Genomic DNA, 16,871 nt, shown 5'->3' on the forward strand with positions numbered 1-16,871 from the left:
TCAGGCTCGAAGGCGTAGGCCTCGGGGGGTTGCGTGGAAGCCCGCTTTGGCGAGGGCGTCGCCGAAGGCTGTGTGGCGGACCTGTTCGCCGTCGGCTGTCTCCACGCTGAGCTTGCCGAGTTGGCCGTCTCGGATGGACAGCGCGAGCGCGTCGACTGCAGGCTGGAGGAGGTCTGCGTCCTCGGTGAAGCTGAGGACCGTCCGGCCGCCGCGTTCGACGTACACGATCAGCTGCCCGTCCACCATCACGATCAATGCCCCGGCCTTCCGCCCGGGTCTGTGCCCGCCGGCGCTTTCGCGCTCGGGCCACGGTAGGGCTGCGCCGTATGGGTTCGCGGGATCGGACGCAGCGAGTACGACGGCCCGCACAGTCAGCTCCTCGTCACGCCGGCTGCGTCCCGGACCACCGGCGGCAGACCCGGGTAGCTCAGCCAATGCGCGCAGCCGATCCACCGCACCGGGTAGGGCGAACTGTGCGGCACCGAGCCCGGCCACGAAGTATCCGCGCCGGCATCGCCCCGACTCCTCGAACGCGCTCAGCACCTTGTAGACGGCAGCAAACCCACCGGGCGTCCGCTCGGTCATCACCGACCCTCGCGTGACGATGCCGTATCGATCCAGCAGTGTCTCCGCCGCGGCATGCGCCCGCCGTGTCGCATCGGCACTACGGGCCGGAAGCAACGACCATCGCCCACCCGCTGACGGTGGCCCACTGCGTAACGGCATTGCTGGTCGGCCCGGCCGCGTCGGGCGTCCAGGCCGCGCGCGAGGCGTCGTACGGCGAGTTCGATGACTACCGCGACCCGCGCCCACGAGCGAGCGCACCGGAGCGAGTGTGTCGTTGGTCAGGTGACCAGCCCAGACGAGATCCCACAACACCCCGACCAGCGTCTCGTCGTTCACCACTCCCGAGGCCGCCCCGACAACGTCGCTCAACTGCCGGAAGAAGAACGCGCCACCGCCCGACAACGCGTCGAGCACGGCCTGATGCGTCTCTCCGAGCTCGAGGGCAGGATCGGGGTCGGGCAAGGTCAGATCGCAGTTGTCCGCGAGATGGAGGGACACCCACCCATCTGTCCCCGGCAACGATCCCGAACCCGCCCACACCACTTCACCAGTCGCTGTCAGCTCGTCCAGCATCGACGGCTGATACCCCGGCACCCGCGACGGCAGCACGATCGACTCCAGCGCTGACGCCGGCACCGCACATCCGGCCAACTGCTCGACCGCGCCGAGGAGTACGTCGTACCCACGGCCGCGGCTGCTCGTGATGCCTTGCCAAGCGGGCAGGAAGCGGGCGAGCGCGGATGGATCGACCGGCTCGACCTCCTTGCGCAGCGCCGCCAGAGACCGCCGCCGGAGCAAGCGCAAGATCTCGCTGTCGCACCACTCGAGAGCAATCCCGCCGGGCAGGAACTCGCCCTCGACGACCCGCCCCGCCGCACCCAACCGCCGCAACGCCTCGGTGACGACAGCAACGCCGATCCCCAGATGCGTCGCCAGGTCTATAGCCCGGAAAGGCCCGTGCGTTCGCGCGTAGCGGGAGACCAGGTCTCCAAGCGGATCGGCGACCGGCTCCGCGTGTGCTTCCGCGACCCCAGGTGGGAGCGGTACGCCGAGCGCATCACGCAACCGGGCCACATCCTCAACCACTGCCCACCGGTGCTCACCGGCGATCCGAACCCGTACGACCCGACGAGCCGTGGCCAACGAGGTCAGCCAAGACTCCGCGTCCGACCCGTCGACACAACGCTGCGACGCTTCGGACAACGACAGCGGACCGACCATCCGCAGCACGTCGAACAGCCCCTCCGCATCACGAGCTCGCCGGTCCTCGGCGAGCCGTTGGAGCTCGGCCTCGGTCCGCAGCACGACCTCGGCGTCGAGGAGCTCGCGCAGCTCGGTCCGCCCGAGCAGCTCTGCGAGCAAGCTCTGATCCAGCGCGAGCGCGGCCGCACGTTTCTCCGCGAGCGGACTGTCGCCCTCGTACATGAACGCGCCCACATAGCCGAACAGCAACGACTTCGCGAACGGCGAAGCCTCCGGCGTCTCCACCTCGACGACCGAGATCCGTCGTTCGCTGATTCCGGTGAGCAGATCCTTCAACGCGGGCAGGTCGTAGACGTCCTGCAACACCTCGCGCAAGGTCTCCAGCACGATCGGGAACGACCCGTACTTGCTAGCCACCGACAGCAGTTGCGCCGACCGCTGACGCTGCTGCCAGAGTGGCGACCGCCGCCCCGGATTCCGCCGCGGCAGCAGCAACGCGCGGGCCGCGCACTCCCGGAAGCGCGCGGCGAACAACGCCGATCCGCCGACCTCAGCGGTGACCAAGTCCTCGATCTCCGCGGGATCGAACAGCACCAGCTCCGCACCGGGCGGCAACTCGTCCGTCTCCGGCAGCCGCAGCACGATCCCGTCGTCACCCGAGACCGACTGCGCATCCATCCCGTACCGCTCGCGCAGCCGCGCCGCGATCGCCAGCGCCCAGGGTCCATGCACCTGACCGCCGTACGGCGAATGCACGCAGACCCGCCAGTCGCCGAGCTCGTCGCGGAACCGCTCGACCACGATGGTCACGTCATCGGGCACTCGGCTGGTCGCATCCCGCTGCTCGGCGAGATACGACACCAGGTTGTTGGCGGCGTACTCGTCCAGGCCGGCAGTCCGCGCTCGCTCGATCGCCTTGGCTGCCGGCAATGCTGCCATCTTCCGAACGAACGCACCGGTGGCCGCACCCAGCTCAGCCGGCCGCCCGACTGCGTCGCCCTTCCAGAACGGCAAGCGCCCCGGCTGCCCGGGCGCGGGGGAGACCAGCACACGATCGTGGGTGATGTCCTCGATCCGCCAGCTCGACGCTCCCAAGGTGAACACGTCGCCGACCCGCGACTCGTACACCATCTCCTCGTCGAGCTCGCCGACGCGGTGGTTGGTCGACTCGCCGACCAGGAAGACGCCGAACAGCCCGCGATCCGGAATCGTCCCGCCGCTGGTGACTGCGAGTCGCTGCGCGCCCGGCCGCCCCGAGATCTCGCCGCTGACCCGGTCGAACACGATGCGCGGGCGCAACTCCGCGAACTCGTCCGACGGGTACCGGCCCGAGAGCATGTCGAGGACCCCGTCGTACGCCGATCGTGGCAACGTCGCGAAGGGCGCACAGCGTCGTACCAAGGCGAACAGCTCGTCGACGTCAACGGTGTCCAGGGCAACGATCGACACGATCTGCTGCGCCAGCACATCGAGCGGGTTCGCCGGGATGTGCAGGCTCTCGATCAGCCCGTCGCGCATCCGCTGCACAACAACGGCCGTGTCGATCAGATCGCCACGGAACTTGGGGAACAGGACGCCACGCGACACCGCCCCGACCTGGTGACCGGCGCGACCGACACGCTGCAGGCCGCTGGCGACCGACGGCGGCGCTTCGACCTGGATGACCAGATCGACCGCACCCATGTCGATGCCGAGCTCGAGGCTGCTCGTCGCCACCACGCACGGCAGCCGGCCGGACTTCAGATCGGCCTCGATCAGCGCCCGCTGCTCCTTGCTGACCGAACCGTGGTGCGCCCGCGCGATCAACGGCGGCGCCGCGAGCGACGCACCCGACTGGGCCATCACCTGGGCCGGCGAACCCTGGTCGGCCAGCTCGAGCTCGGCCCGCTCGGCGGCGATCTCGTTCAGCCGGGCGGTGAGGCGCTCGGCCAGGCGGCGCGAGTTCGCGAAGACAATGGTCGAGTTGTGCTGGCCGATCAGGTCGAAGACCTGCTCCTCGACATGCGGCCAGATGGAGGCGTGCTGCGGCGGTCCCGCGGCGGATCCGGAGGTCTCGAGCTCGGTGGACGCCAGCTCGGCCATGTCCTCGACCGGCACGACGACGCTCAGCTCCCACTGCTTGGCGAACTTCGGCTGCACGACCGTCACCGGCCGCTCGCCACCCAGGAAGCGCGCCACCTCCTCGACCGGCCGCACCGTCGCGGACAGTCCGATCCGCTGCGCCGGCTTCGGCAGCAGCGAGTCGAGCCGCTCGAGCGTCAGCGCCAGATGTGCGCCGCGCTTCGTCCCCGCGACCGCGTGCACCTCGTCGACGATGACGGTCTCGACACCGCGCAGCGACTCCCGGCCCTGCGACGTCAGCAGGAGGAACAAGGACTCAGGAGTGGTGATGAGTACGTCGGACGGCCGCGAGGCGAACCGTCGTCGCTCGCCGGCCGGCGTGTCGCCCGATCGCACCGCAACCTCGATGTCGAGAGGCGCCTCGCCCAGCCGTCGAGCGGTCTCCCGGATCCCGATCAGCGGGGCCCGCAGGTTCCGCTCGACGTCGACCGCGAGGGCCTTCAGCGGCGACACGTACAGCACGCGGCAGCGCAGCTTCGGATCGTCGGGTGGGGGAGTCGTGGCCAGCCGGTCGAGCGCCCAGAGGAAGGCAGCCAGTGTCTTGCCCGAGCCGGTCGGGGCGACCACCAGCGCATCCCGGCCCGCGGTGATGGCGTCCCACGCCTCGAGCTGGGCCGGGGTGGCCGCCTCGAAGACGTCGCCGAACCACGCCCGGGTCGCGGGCGAGAACCGGCTCAACGCGCTGGTTTTCTTCACATCGCCCATCTTGCCGGGTCCCGCCGACAGTTTTCACCACCCGTTCATCGCCCGCTGTGAACAGGCGCTTTCCGTCCGATGCCGATCTTGTCCCCCTCGTCTGGAATGATCGGCGCCATGATCAACCGCGTACGCGCAGCGCTCCTCGTTGTGGCCTGCCTGGTCGCTTTGACCGGGTGCGTGCAGCTCGACGCCGATCTCAAGGTCGGTTCGAACGAGACGGTCTCGGGCAACATGACGATCGGCGTCGACAAGCAGCTGCTACAGGCCAGCGGCCAGTCGCTCGACACGATCCGGAAGCGGATCGACGACGCGATCAAGCAGACCACGACCGAGGGCGTCACCTGCACGCCGTACGACAACGACAAGTACGTCGGGTCGACCTGCACGTTCGAGAGCGTTCCGTTCGACAAGATGGGCAGCTCGAGCGGGGACGGGGTGAGCTTCCGCAAGGACGGCGACAAGGTCATGGTCTCGGTCAAGGACTCGAGCCTCGGCCAGGTCCCGTCCGGCAGCCAGCCGGAGGTGAACTTCAAGATCACCATGCCGGGCAAGATCCTCGAGCACGACGACGGTGCGAAGATCGACGGCCGGACCGCGACGTACGACAGCCTCGACAAGCTCGGCAAGGTCTCGCTGACGTCCGAGGCCGGCGGCGGCTTCCCGACCTGGGCGATCATCCTCATCGTCGTGCTGGTGCTGCTCGTGATCGGCGCGGTCCTCTTCCTCGTACTGCGTCGTCGCAAGGCCAAGGCCCAGCAGGGCTACGGGCCCTACGGTCAGTACCCGGGGCAGTACGGCGGACAGCCGGGGCCGTACCCGGGTCAGCCGGGCTACGGGCAGCAGCCTGGATACGGTCCGGGCGGTCAGTACCCCGGGCAGCCTGGGCAGTACGGCGGTCAACCCGGACAGTACGGCGGTCAGCCCGGCCAGTACCCGGGTCAGCCGGGGCCGGGCCAACCTGGTCAAGGTCAGCCTGGACCGGGGCAACCGCCGTATCCGGGGCAGCCTGGACAGCCGCAGTACCCTGGGCAGCCTCAGCCGCATCAGGGCCAACCGGGGCAGGGGCAATGGGGTCCGCAAGGACAGCAGCCGCCGGGGCAGCAAGGACAGCCGCCGCAGCAGGGTCAGGGTGGTTGGGGACAGCAGCCGGGCCAGGGACAGCCGCCTGGTCAACCGCAGCAGGGATCGCCGTACGGCCAGCAGCCGCCCCAGCAGGGAGGCTGGGGACCGCCACCGAAGGACGACAACGGGCAGGCATGAGACTGACGGAGTTCTGGGACCGGATGGATCGCCATCTCGGTACCGCGTATGCACGGACCTGGGCCGAGACCCAGGTCGTCCAGGGGCTCGGCGGCCGCACGGTCGTCGAGGCTCTGGCCGACGGCGAACACGCCAAGACCGTTTGGCGCGCCGTCTGGGCCCACCTCCAACTCCCACCCAGCGAACGCTGACCCGCACCTGCTAGGTGCTGGTGAGTGCCGACTCGCTCTCGGGCACGCTGTCGGCCGGCTCGGGATCGCGCTTGTTGGCCAACTGGCTCGGCCACCACAGGTGCCGGCCGATGTCCAGGTTCAGGGCCGTGACCAGCACGGAGCGGACGATGATGGTGTCGAGCAGTACGCCGAGCGCGACCGCGATCCCGATCTCCGCGAACGCGACCACCGGCAGCGTCGCCAGCACCGCGAACGTTCCCGCCAGCACCAGGCCCGCCGAGGTGATCACGCCACCGGTCGCGGCCACGCCGATCAGCGCCCCGCGCCGGGTGCCGTGCACCTTCGACTCCTCGTGCACGCGCGTCATCAGGAAGATGTTGTAGTCGATGCCCAAGGCAACCAAGAACACGAAGACGAACAACGGCAGCGAGGTGTCGGCCCCCTCGAAGCCGAGCGCCTTGAACACCAGTGAGCTGATCCCGAGCGCCGCGCCGAACGACAGCACGACAGTTGCCACCAGCATCAGCGGCGCGACCAGTGCCCGCAGCAACAGTGCGAGGATCGCCAGCACCACCAGGAGCACGATCGGGATGATCACCTTGTTGTCGTGATCGGCCGCTCGCTGTGTGTCGAGCAGGATCGCCGCACCACCACCGGCCAGCGCGTCGGCGCCCGGCACCGCGTGCACCGACGCCCGTACGCGATCCACGGTGGTCTTCGCCGCCTGCGAGTCTGCCGCGTCGGTCATCGTCCCCTCGAGGTACGCCAGTCCGCCGCCGACCCGCGGTTGCGCCACTGCGGCGATACCTTGCGTCGAGGACATCGCGGTACGGACCTCGGCGGCCTTGTCGGCCTTGCTCACTACGACCAGTGGATTGCCGGCGCCCGCTGGGAAGTGGGCTGCCACGACCTTCTCACCGACCACGGAGTCCGGCGTACCGACGAACGACTCCGCGTTGGACAGGCCGTTGGCGTTGAGTGTCAAGGTGCCGAGTGCGGCGATGGCCAGGATGAGGGATGTGGTGATCCAGGTGACTCGTGGACGTACGGCGATCCGCCGGCCGATGCGACCCCAGACACTCGTCTCGGTGTGGTCATCCGATCCGTACGTCGGACGCAGCGGCCAGAACACCCAGCGACCACAGATGACGAGCAGTGCGGGCAGCAGGGTCAGCATGGCGATCAGTGCGATCACGATGCCGACCGCTGCGACCGGACCGAGCCCGCGCGTGGAGTTCATCGACGCGAACAGCAGACAGAGCATGCCTGCCACCACGGTGGAACCGGAGGCGATGATGGCCGGACCTGACCGGTGCAGCGCGAACGCCATCGCCTCATGTCTGTCCTCATGCCTCCTGAGTTCTTCACGGTAGCGAGCTATCAGAAGCAGGGCATAGTCCGTCCCAGCACCGAACACCAGGACTGTGAGGATGCCTGCGCTCTGGGCATTGACGGTCAGGTTCGCTTGGGTCGCCAAGGCGTAGATCACCGCCTGTGCGGCGAAGAGTGCGACGCCTGCGGACAGCAGTGGCAGCATCCAGAGCACCGGGCTGCGGTACGTCAGCAGCAGGATGACGATCACTACGGCGGCAGCGGAGTACAGGAGTTTGCCGTCGATACCTGCGAAGGCCTCCTGCGAGTCGGCCGAGAAGCCGCCCGGCCCGGTCACGTGGAACGACAGTCCGTCCGGACGATCCGCGGCGATGCGCCTGATGTCGTCGGCGCGCGCACCGATCGTCTCCCAGCCGCCAGACCCGGCGTTGATCGGGACGAGGACCTGTAGTGCCTTGCGATCCTCGGACGGGATCGGCCCGATGACATCACGGTCGACGTCGGGCAGACCGCCGTACTGCGTGACCTGGCGTGCCACTGCCTGCTGATCGGCGGGAGTGATACCGGAAGAGCGCTCGTACACCAGCACCGCCGGGATCTCATCCGGGGACGAGAACTGCGCGGACTCCTTCAAGACCTTGGTGGACTCTGCGTTGCCGGGCAGCCAGGAGACAGCGTCGTTCTCCTGCGCACCGGTCAGCTTGCCCGCCGGGCTGAAGCACACCGCCACGGCGACGATCCACAGCGCCAGTACGATCCACTTGGACACCTTGCCGCACGGCAACGCCGCCAGCCGTCCTGCTCCGGCCACCCGAACCACGCCCCCTGAGAGGGACACCCGCCCGCACGCCGGGCCGACCACGACGTCCCTGCACCCAGCCTGCTGGGTGCAGCAGACCGGGGTCAACGACCGCGCAGTAGTACTGCGCTCACCGTGCGTCCTGCTGCCCACTCGGGCATCAGGTCACTCAAGTGGTCCAGCCGGTACGCGCGGCCCACTCTTCGGCGGGCAGGTAGATCAGGTCGCAGACCGGGTCCTTCAAGTCGGTGTAGTCCGCGACGTCGACCTGCAGCGCAGCGGCCTGGCGCTTGAAGGCGCCGTACGCCTGTGCTGTCTCCGGATGACTGCGCAGATAGTCGCGGAAGAGCAGTGCGTACCGCTGGTTCGCACGACCGGCGACTCGGACGTGCAGGTTTACCCGCCGCCGGTACATCGGCTCGCGCAGCATGCGCTTCACCCACTGCAGGTCGTCGGCGGGCAGCCCGGGGACGGGATGGTCCCGTCGGGGCGGGCGGAGCTCCCAGTCCGCTGCCACCATCCGCTCGGCCACGTCGTCGAGCTCCGGCTCCGTCCCGACCGTCACCTGCATGTCGAGGATGTCCTTGGCGGGCAGGCCAGGGACTGAGGTCGATCCGATGTGGTCGATCCGCTGTGCCAACTCGCCGAGCAGTCCGCCGACCGCGTGCGCGATCTTCTCGTACTGCGCCGGCCAGCTGTCGTCCGGTTGTGCGATCACGATCCCAGTCATGCCGAGATCATCCCAGGACCGCAGCCGTGGCCCCAGTGTTTGTCAGAACGGCTTGACCCGGAACGCACTGCTGCTGAGCAACTCCGCGGTCTCGTACGCCGCCTTGCGGATGCCCTTGCGCTCGTCGAAGAATCCGCCGACCACGCCGACCCCGGGAAGCTTGCCGACGAGCCGGGCACCGATGCTGCCGCGCGGGCGGTCCTCGAAGACCTCACCGAGCCCACCGAAGAGCTTGCTGATCCGCCACACCATCCGGACGCCCATGCGCAGTCCTGCCTCCTCGGACTCATCGCCGAGCCCCAGTTGCTTCGCGACATCCTGGCCCGCCGCTGTCGGGTCGTCGTACTTGAGTACGTCGTCCGGAGTGATCGGACGGTCCGTCAGTACCCGTGCGATCACCGCCGTACGGTCGGCATGCGCCTCGACGCCGTACTCGCGGCAGACCGCACCGATCACCATCGCCTGGACAGCCGCGCCGAGGGTGTCCTTGACCGGCAGCCGGTCGGCGGCCGCACCGGTGATCCGGGGGAGACCGGCGACGACGGCCGCGAACCCGCCGAGTCGCTCGACCCACCAGTCGCAGCGCTTGGCCAGCGGCAGCGTCGGCCACTCGGCATGCCCGGGCACTCTCATCCTCAGTAACTGGTCGACCGCCAGGATCAGGCCCCTCTCGGCCAGGTTGGGTTGCTCCTGGGCGGAGTAGTCGGCCAGGATGCTGCGGATGCCGAACGGGTCCTGGGTACGAAGTGCGTCGAGGACCGAATCGATGCCGAACTCGACCCGGCTGAGGGCGAGGACGACGGCGGAGTCGGGGACGTCGGGACGGTCTGCCACGCCCGCCAGGGTAGGGAGCCGGCGGTCCAGGATGGTTGCCGGGACAGCTTCGGCGTGTCAGTTGCGATTCGAACACGTGTTCGGGATAGTTTGGTGTCCTGAAGGTGCGCCGGGCGGCCGAGTTGTCCACAGATTCGAAGTGGCGGCGAAAACTGTCCGACGAGACGTTTACCTTCTCTGGCGACACGAAGTTTCTCCGGGCGGCTGGGACAGCGGCCCCGAATATCAGATGGGTCAGGTGGCAGTCATATGGCTGGTGCAGCGGCGAGTGCGGAGCGCGCGGCGGCGGATCGCGAGAAGGCGCTGGCGACCGCGCTGACGCAGATCGAGCGGCAGTGCGGCAAGGGTGCGGTGATGCGTCTGGGCGAGCAGGGCCGCGCGCCGATCGAGGTCATCCCGACTGGTTCGATCGCGCTCGACATCGCGCTCGGGATCGGCGGTCTGCCGCGCGGTCGCGTGGTGGAGATCTACGGTCCGGAATCCTCCGGTAAGACGACGGTCGCCCTGCACGCGGTGGCGAACGCCCAGAGCGCCGGCGGCATCGCCGCCTTCATCGACGCCGAGCACGCGCTCGACCCGGATTATGCGCGCAAGCTGGGCGTCGACACCGACGCGCTGCTGGTCTCGCAGCCAGACTCGGGTGAGCAGGCGCTGGAGATCGCCGACATGCTGGTTCGCTCCGGCGCGGTCGACATCGTCGTGATCGACTCGGTGGCCGCGCTGGTGCCGCGCGCCGAGATCGAGGGCGAGATGGGTGACAGCCACGTCGGTCTGCAGGCCCGGCTGATGAGCCAGGCGCTGCGGAAGATGACCGGTGCGGTCAGCGGGACCAACACGACTGTGATCTTCATCAACCAGCTACGCGAGAAGATCGGCGTCATGTTCGGCTCCCCGGAGACCACGACCGGTGGTAAGGCGCTGAAGTTCTACGCCTCGGTGCGGCTGGACGTGCGCCGGATCGAGTCGCTGAAGGACGGTTCCGACGTGGTCGGCAACCGGACCCGCATCAAGGTCGTGAAGAACAAGGTGGCTCCGCCGTTCAAGCAGGCCGAGTTCGACATCATCTACGGCCAGGGCATCAGCCGCGAGGGCAGCCTGCTCGACCTCGGCGTGGAGCAGGGCTTCGTCCGCAAGGCCGGCGCCTGGTTCACCTACGAGAGCGACCAGCTCGGCCAGGGCCGGGAGAACGCGCGGAACTTCCTGCGCGACAACCCCGATCTGGCCAACGAGCTGGAGAAGAAGATCAAGGAGAAGATGGGCATCGGCCCGACACTGGACCAGCCGGCTGACGAGGCCGCCACGGCCGAGGTCGATGTCGACTTCTGATCGACCCCCCGCGGGCGGCGGCGTCCCCCAGCCCCCAGCCGACGACGCTGCCCCCGCGGCCCTGTCCCTACCCCACGAAGAACGCCTTGCCCTGGCGCGAAAGCTCCTGGCTGAGGGCACGGCCGCATCTACAGGGCCCTCCGGCACCTTCCCACAACCCAACCGAGGTTCCGCCCAACACGGTCGCGACCAGGCTGCACATACCTCCGCGCGTGACGGCGATTCGGCTGGTGACGGCGGTTCTCGCGTCGGCGGCTCTTCGCGCGTCGGTGGCTCTCGCGCCGGCGGCGCTTCTGGCACGGGTGGTTCTCGCGTCGGTGGTGCTTCTTGCGACGGTGGCACTGTCGGCGAGGGGCGTCGTACCCGCGGCGGTAGGTCGGGTGCGGGGGCTGTTGATCCGTGGGCCGATCCGGACGACGTCTCGGCTGACGACGACTTTCCGGGGCCGGGCTCGCCCCGACGCCGGGCCGGCTCGATCCGTCGAATCGCCGAGAACGACGAGGTTGCTGAAGCCGCGGCACGCAAGGCCGACTCCCGGGCAGCTGCACAGGCCTTCGCAACCGAGGACGAGTTGCCGACGCGCGCCCGCGGTTCGCGCCCGCTAGACCCATGGGCAGATTCAGACGACACCGCGCCCGACGGCGACCTACCCAGCCACACCCGACGCGCGCCCCGATCCACGCGGCGCCCGGATTCCCGCGCAGATGACGAGACCGCGTCCGCGGGTGAATCGCTGAGCCAGGCGCGTGGCCGTGGCTCCGATGCGAAGCTCGTTGATCCATGGGCAGATCCGGACGACACCGCGTCCTTCGACGAGTCGCCGAGCAGGTCTCGTGGTCGTGGTTCCGAGGCAGGGGGCGCCGATCCGTGGGGCGACTCAGAAGACGGTTCGGCCGACGAAGTTGCCGGACCTTCGGCCGACACCGGTGCCGTCGGACGTCGGGCACCTGCCACCGCCGCCGGAGGCAAGTCTGGTGCCTGGGGCACCGGAGACGATGAGTTCGGCGCCGGGCAAGACCCCGCTGGTGCTGTGGCGGATACCCGCGCGGCGGGGCGCGCCAACGCCGGCGATGCGCCGCGTGCTGGGGCTAATCGGGATGCAGAGGCCGTGCGTACGCGCTCCGGAGACCCTGCTGACGAGCGTGGTCGCGCGGGGGCGGGTTCGGGGGGCGGGGAGCGAAGGCAGCGGCGGACGGTGGGGCGGCGGGGCTTTGGAGGCGGCCGGGGGAGTCGACGTGGGGCTGATGGGCCTGAGGGGGCGGCGGATCCGGAGTTGGATGGGGTGCAGGATCCGGGGGTGCTGGCTCGGGGGATCTTGCTGGACAAGTTGACGGGGCAGCCGCGGACTCGGGCTGAGTTGGCGGATCTCTTGGCGGAGCGGGAGATTCCGGATGAGGTGGCCGAGGAGGTGCTGGATCGGTTTACCGACGTCGGGTTGATCGATGATGCTGCGTTTGCCAACGCGTGGGTTGAGTCGCGGCATCGGGGGCGGGGTTTGGGGAAGCGCGCGCTGGCTCAGGAGCTGCGCCGGCGGGGTGTGGATGACGAACTGGCGCGGGACGCGCTGGATGAGCTCGATCCCCAACAGGAGGAAGAGACGGCTCGCGTTCTGGTTCGGCGGAAGTTGCGGTCTATGCGTTCGCTTGATCGGCAGGTTGCGATGCGTCGTCTGCTCGGGATGCTCGGGCGCAAGGGGTACCCCGGCGGCCTTGCGATGACGATCGTGAAGCAGGAGTTGGACGCCAGCCATGAGGAGCTCCCGTTGCTGGATCCGTCTGGGCTGGAGCCGGACTGACCGCGGGAGGGCTGAATCCGTTCACCTGCGCAATAGGTTGTGCTTGGAAACTAGTAGCGTGTCGCTGCTTAGTTCTGGGGGTGTGGTTGGGAGGTTTGGGTCCGGCAGATCTTCCTTCCCCTCTGCCAGACAGGACTGTTGTCGTGCCTTCGCTGATGAAGCGTCCGGTGGTGTTGACCGAGGCGGATCGTGACTGGCTGGTTCGGGTGACCACGACGGGGGTGCATCCGGCCGCGGTGATCAGGCGGGCGCGGGTGCTGCTTGCGCTGGATACCTCGGTGGGCGAGGTCGATACCCAGGAGGTGCTCGCGGCCCGGGTCGGTGTCTCGGCCGAGATGCTGCGGCTGGTCGCCAAGCGGTTCGCTGAGACCGGCGGGGATGTGGACGCCACGATCTCGCGCAAGCAGCGTGAGCATCCGCCGGTGCCCTCGCCGGTGACCGGCGAGGTCGAGGCGAGGCTGATCGCGCTGGCGTGCTCGCAGCCACCGCAGGGCTATGCCCGGTGGTCGCTGCGGTTGCTGGAAAGGCATGTCGCGCTGGTCGAGGACATTCCGGACCTGGATCACTCCACGATCGGGCGGGTGTTAAAAAAACGAGGCTGCGTCCTCATCTGAAGAAGTGCTGGACCATCCCACCCACGGCGAACGCGCCGTTCGCTGCCGCGATGGAAGACGTTCTCGCGGTCTACGCCCGCCGCTTCGACCCGGCGCGTCCGGTGGTGTGCATGGACGAGAAGCCCTACCAGCTGCTGGGTCACGCCCGCGACCCGATCCCCGCCGCACCGGGACAGGATCTGAAGGAAGACAGCGAGTACGTCCGCCGCGGCACCTGCTCGATCTTCTGCTGGGTCGAGCCGCTGGCCGGCTGGCGGCGCGTCGACGCCCAGCCACAGCGGACCAGGACCGACTGGGCCCACCAGACCGAACGGCTACTCACCCTCGACTACCCCGACGCCGAGAAGGTGGTGCTGGTGATGGACAACCTCAACACCCACACCATCGGATCGCTCTATGAGGCGTTCGATCCGGCCAAGGCGTTCGCGTTGGCGCAGCGCCTCGAGATCCACCACACCCCGAAACACGGCTCCTGGCTCAACATCGCCGAGATCGAACTGTCCGCGCTCACCCGCCAATGTCTCGACCGCCGGCTCGACGACCTCACCCTCCTGAACACCGAACTCGCCGTCTGGCAGCAAGCCACCAACACCACCCAGCGTCAGGTCGACTGGCAATTCACCACCGAAGACGCACGCACCAAACTCCGCCACCTATACCCAAACAATTAGCTGCGACGATCTACTAGTTCGGCAACGTTGGAGCAGGTGCCGGATGAGAGACACCTTCCGGGCGAAGAGTCGGTGACGGAAGCCGCCGCTGCTCCCGGAGACCGGCTCGCGGCTGAACCTGGCTACCTACGAGACGTCCAGCTGCCGGCCCCGACCTTCCGGGGGTCAGCGCAGGTCGTTCCCCACCAAGAGCGCGGCACCCGCCACCGCCTCTGACGAGCGAGCGTGACCAGGCGATCGCCCCATCGTCTGGTCACGCCACCGCGCAGCCGGCCGCGTCATGCCAGCGAGAAGTTCACGTCATGCCTGCGAGAAGCTCGCCTCATGCCTACGAGAAGCACGCCTCATGTCGGCGAGAAGTTCACGTCATGTCGGCGAGAAGCTCGCCTCATGTCGGCGAGAAGGTCGCGTCGTGTCGGTGAGAAGTCGGTGGGATACCTCCTTTTGTTCAAGTCGAGGGTCTGGCCGGCGGAGTAGCGTGGCCGGCATGGCGACCCTGGATGACGTGGAGCGACTGGTCGCGGCGCTGCCGGAGACCGAGCAGACGACGCGGCACGGCAACCGCACCTGGGCGGTCGGCGGCAAGGGCTTCGCGTGGGAGCGCCCGTTCAGCAAGGCCGATCTGAAGCGCTTCGGCGACGAGACCCCGCCGGACGGCCCGATCCTCGCGGTCCGCGTGGAGGATCTCGGCGAGAAGGAAGCATTGCTCGCCGCTCGGGCTGCCGACGGGTTCTTCACGATCCCGCACTTCGACAACTACGCCGCCGTACTCATCGAGCTGGACCAGGTCTCGGAGCCTGCCTTGAGCGAGGCACTACTCGACGGGTGGCTGCTCTTCGCGCCGCCGGCGTTGGCGAAAGCGCACCTCGACGCCAACGCGACCTAGTCAGCAGGTCGATCCGCACCGAGGTGGCGAAGGTAGAAGCGGGCCGAGTCTTCGACCTCGAACCACGGCACGTGATGGTGGCTGCCGGTGTTGGCGTGGAGCGTCTTCTCCTTCGAGGCGAACGCGTCGAACAAGTCGAGATCGGTCTGGCGGTGGATCTCCTCGTCGTCCCACGGGAGCAGGAACTGGACCGGGATGGTGATCTGACGCGCCGCCTCGGTGAGAGCGTCGTACACGAAGACCCCTCCGACGACCGCGGCGGTGATCCGGGGTTCGATCGCCATCAACGGAAGCCCGATCGCGCTCGCCAACGTCATACCGCCGTAGCCGATCGGTGCCTCGGGCCCGATCTCGGGCAGTGACTGGAGGGCGTCCAGGGTGGCCTGCCATTCCGGGACGTGGCGCTCGGCCAATGAGATGTTGTACTCGGCAATGATCAGGCCCATCGGCTCGCCGGCCGCCCGAGCATTCTGGAGTGCGGCGACCCACTCTTCGTCCTGCGCGTTACGCGGTCGGTCGCCGTGTCCAGGTGCGTCGATGGCGGCGACGGTGAAACCGCAGGTGGTCACGTAGTGGTGAGCACGGGCCACGAGTCCCGGTGTCTTCTTGTGCAGGCCGCCCGGGTGACCCATCAGGACCAGAGGCGCACCGGCGACGCCGGCTGCGGGTGACCAGAGGACGCCGGGTACGTCGCCCAGCGTGAAGTTGCGTTCGACGACACCGTTCGACGATGTCTTCGCGGTGAAATGCATGGCTGTTGCCTTTCGGGAGTGCCAGTTGGTCGAGGCGCTCCCGGCGATGACTACAGCTGTCGCCCAACCGTGAAAACGAAGAGAGCGCCCATGGGGGCCTCACCTCCTCGCGTTGTGTCACGGACGGCCGAGACGTTAGCAGTCAGGGCGTCATCTGGCCCAGCGCTTTTCCACCGCGGGAGGACGTCAGGGGCGCGTAACGACGGAGAGTGAGGGCAATCGGAGGGGGTGCGAGCGGCGAGGGGCGTTGACGGGTGCGGTGTGACGGTGTGTTATCCGAAGTAGGGCCGGTGTTTTGGCCGGTCCGTAGGCTGGGGATTTTCCGTCGATCCGCCCCTGAACACCGCGGAGGGTGCAATGAACGATTTCCAGGAACAGGCGAAGAACTGGCTCCGGAATGTCGTCAAGCAGAACCCGGACAAGATCAAGGCCGGCGTCGAGAAGGCCGGAGACCTGGTCGACAAGCAGACCGGCGGGAAGTACGCGGAGAAGGTCGACGCTGTGCAGCAGAAGGTCGGCGGCCTCGTGGATTCCCATGCGTCCGAGGGCACCTCCGCCGAAGCGCCGTCCACCGCGGACCAGGCGAGTGAAGCCGGTGCGGGTGGTGTCGCGTCCCCCGGTGGTGGCGGCGCGCCGGAAGCCGAGGTCGTCGGCGGGGAAGTTCCCGACCCGGCGTCCCAGCCGGACAGTTCGGTCGGCTCAGGCACGGAAGGCGCAGGTACGGGCAGCACCGCGACCGGCCAGACCGACGCCGGAACCGCCGGCACCGAACCGCCGCTGGAGTCCGAGGGCGAACTGCCCGGCCCGCGCCCGTAGCCCGAGCCGACCTCCAGGAGCCGGGACGGCCTCGAGAACAGAGTCCGAGCCGACGTCCAGAAGCCGCGCCGACCTCGGGACAGAATCCGGGCCAGGCTCGAGAATCCGGGACGACCGCCAGAGTCCGGAACCGGCCGCCGAAACCTTCGGCCGACTCCAACAGGTCGCCCCGGGCTGCCGCGCCTGGAGCGGCTTGTTGTGGAGTAGACCAATGCGATTAGTGGTCTTGTGACGGCGATGACGGGGAAGAGTGGCCTTCGTGCTCGCGGTGATCGGTGGCCGGGCTGCGAGTG

General features: G+C 68.5%; 13 protein-coding genes. 8 read left to right on the plus strand and 5 right to left on the minus strand.

The genetic code is table 11. The annotated features are described in order from the left end of the window. Positions 1 to 4,596, minus strand: coding sequence for an ATP-dependent helicase (locus tag OG558_RS29930; RefSeq protein ID WP_405065974.1), 4,596 nt, complete (start codon positions 4,594 to 4,596; stop codon positions 1 to 3). 108 nt (positions 4,597 to 4,704) lie between these two features. Here OG558_RS29930 and OG558_RS29935 point away from each other — a divergent pair, with 108 nt between their 5' ends. Both OG558_RS29935 and OG558_RS29940 read left to right on the plus strand, forming a co-directional pair. Next, entirely contained in the window at positions 4,705 to 5,850 is a 1,146-nt protein-coding gene (locus tag OG558_RS29935; RefSeq protein ID WP_405065975.1) for an LppM family (lipo)protein, read from the plus strand. After that, positions 5,847 to 6,041, plus strand: a complete 195-nt coding sequence (locus OG558_RS29940; RefSeq protein WP_328521670.1) for a DUF3046 domain-containing protein — start codon at positions 5,847 to 5,849, stop codon at positions 6,039 to 6,041. Before OG558_RS29935 ends, OG558_RS29940 begins: the two co-directional genes overlap by 4 nt. Positions 6,042 to 6,051: 10 nt before the next feature. On the opposite strand, the gene OG558_RS29945 is transcribed toward OG558_RS29940, so the two are convergent. From OG558_RS29945 to OG558_RS29955, 3 genes are all read right to left on the minus strand, one after another. Then, positions 6,052 to 8,166, minus strand: coding sequence for an MMPL family transporter (locus tag OG558_RS29945; RefSeq protein ID WP_405065976.1), 2,115 nt, complete (start codon positions 8,164 to 8,166; stop codon positions 6,052 to 6,054). Between the two features lie 157 nt (positions 8,167 to 8,323). Further along, positions 8,324 to 8,884 carry a GrpB family protein gene (locus OG558_RS29950; protein WP_329475955.1) on the minus strand — a complete coding sequence of 187 codons (561 nt, stop codon included), beginning with the start codon at positions 8,882 to 8,884 and terminating at the stop codon, positions 8,324 to 8,326. Positions 8,885 to 8,926: 42 nt separating this feature from the next. Beyond that, on the minus strand, positions 8,927 to 9,718 hold the full coding sequence (locus OG558_RS29955; RefSeq protein ID WP_405065977.1) for a hypothetical protein: 792 nt from the start codon (positions 9,716 to 9,718) through the stop codon (positions 8,927 to 8,929). A 249-nt stretch (positions 9,719 to 9,967) separates the two neighbouring features. On the opposite strand from OG558_RS29955, the gene recA reads away from it, so the two are divergent. The 5 genes from recA to OG558_RS29980 all read left to right on the plus strand — a co-directional run bounded on the left by recA (position 9,968) and on the right by OG558_RS29980 (position 15,010). Beyond that, entirely contained in the window at positions 9,968 to 11,044 is a 1,077-nt protein-coding gene (gene recA, locus OG558_RS29960; RefSeq protein WP_329475957.1) for a recombinase RecA, read from the plus strand. Further along, positions 11,031 to 12,839: a regulatory protein RecX gene (locus OG558_RS29965; RefSeq protein ID WP_405065978.1), complete on the plus strand. Its 1,809-nt coding sequence runs from the start codon at positions 11,031 to 11,033 to the stop codon at positions 12,837 to 12,839. Before recA ends, OG558_RS29965 begins: the two co-directional genes overlap by 14 nt. Before the next feature lie 155 nt (positions 12,840 to 12,994). After that, positions 12,995 to 13,453, plus strand: a complete 459-nt coding sequence (locus OG558_RS29970; protein ID WP_405064857.1) for a helix-turn-helix domain-containing protein — start codon at positions 12,995 to 12,997, stop codon at positions 13,451 to 13,453. Next, the gene (locus OG558_RS29975) at positions 13,342 to 14,124 is read left to right on the plus strand and encodes an IS630 family transposase (RefSeq protein ID WP_405065979.1); all 783 of its coding nucleotides are present in this window, start codon (positions 13,342 to 13,344) and stop codon (positions 14,122 to 14,124) included. Before OG558_RS29970 ends, OG558_RS29975 begins: the two co-directional genes overlap by 112 nt. A 487-nt stretch (positions 14,125 to 14,611) precedes the next feature. Continuing rightward, a complete protein-coding gene (locus OG558_RS29980; protein ID WP_405065980.1) occupies positions 14,612 to 15,010 on the plus strand; it encodes an MmcQ/YjbR family DNA-binding protein in 399 nt (132 codons plus the stop codon). Here OG558_RS29980 and OG558_RS29985 read toward each other — a convergent pair. Continuing rightward, positions 15,007 to 15,762 (minus strand): alpha/beta hydrolase, encoded by a 756-nt coding sequence (locus OG558_RS29985; protein ID WP_405065981.1) that lies wholly within the window; start codon positions 15,760 to 15,762, stop codon positions 15,007 to 15,009. The genes OG558_RS29980 and OG558_RS29985 overlap by 4 nt on opposite strands. 357 nt (positions 15,763 to 16,119) lie before the next feature. On the opposite strand from OG558_RS29985, the gene OG558_RS29990 reads away from it, so the two are divergent. After that, a complete protein-coding gene (locus tag OG558_RS29990) occupies positions 16,120 to 16,578 on the plus strand; it encodes an antitoxin (protein WP_405065982.1) in 459 nt (152 codons plus the stop codon). Positions 16,579 to 16,871: the final 293 nt, after the last annotated feature.

Source organism: Kribbella sp. NBC_01510, from assembly GCF_045040325.1.
Taxonomy (GTDB): domain Bacteria; phylum Actinomycetota; class Actinomycetes; order Propionibacteriales; family Kribbellaceae; genus Kribbella.

What these genes read in the sequence shown, in the direction of transcription:
- OG558_RS29985 (WP_405065981.1), bottom strand. Translation starts at nt 15,762, where the DNA reads ATGCATTTCACCGCGAAGACATCGTCGAACGGTGTCGTCGAACGCAAC.
- OG558_RS29935 (WP_405065975.1), top strand. Translation starts at nt 4,705, where the DNA reads ATGATCAACCGCGTACGCGCAGCGCTCCTCGTTGTGGCCTGCCTGGTC.
- recA (WP_329475957.1), top strand. Translation starts at nt 9,968, where the DNA reads ATGGCTGGTGCAGCGGCGAGTGCGGAGCGCGCGGCGGCGGATCGCGAG.
- OG558_RS29990 (WP_405065982.1), top strand. Translation starts at nt 16,120, where the DNA reads ATGAACGATTTCCAGGAACAGGCGAAGAACTGGCTCCGGAATGTCGTC.
- OG558_RS29930 (WP_405065974.1), bottom strand. Translation starts at nt 4,596, where the DNA reads ATGGGCGATGTGAAGAAAACCAGCGCGTTGAGCCGGTTCTCGCCCGCG.
- OG558_RS29965 (WP_405065978.1), top strand. Translation starts at nt 11,031, where the DNA reads ATGTCGACTTCTGATCGACCCCCCGCGGGCGGCGGCGTCCCCCAGCCC.
- OG558_RS29980 (WP_405065980.1), top strand. Translation starts at nt 14,612, where the DNA reads ATGGCGACCCTGGATGACGTGGAGCGACTGGTCGCGGCGCTGCCGGAG.
- OG558_RS29940 (WP_328521670.1), top strand. Translation starts at nt 5,847, where the DNA reads ATGAGACTGACGGAGTTCTGGGACCGGATGGATCGCCATCTCGGTACC.
- OG558_RS29950 (WP_329475955.1), bottom strand. Translation starts at nt 8,884, where the DNA reads ATGACTGGGATCGTGATCGCACAACCGGACGACAGCTGGCCGGCGCAG.
- OG558_RS29970 (WP_405064857.1), top strand. Translation starts at nt 12,995, where the DNA reads ATGAAGCGTCCGGTGGTGTTGACCGAGGCGGATCGTGACTGGCTGGTT.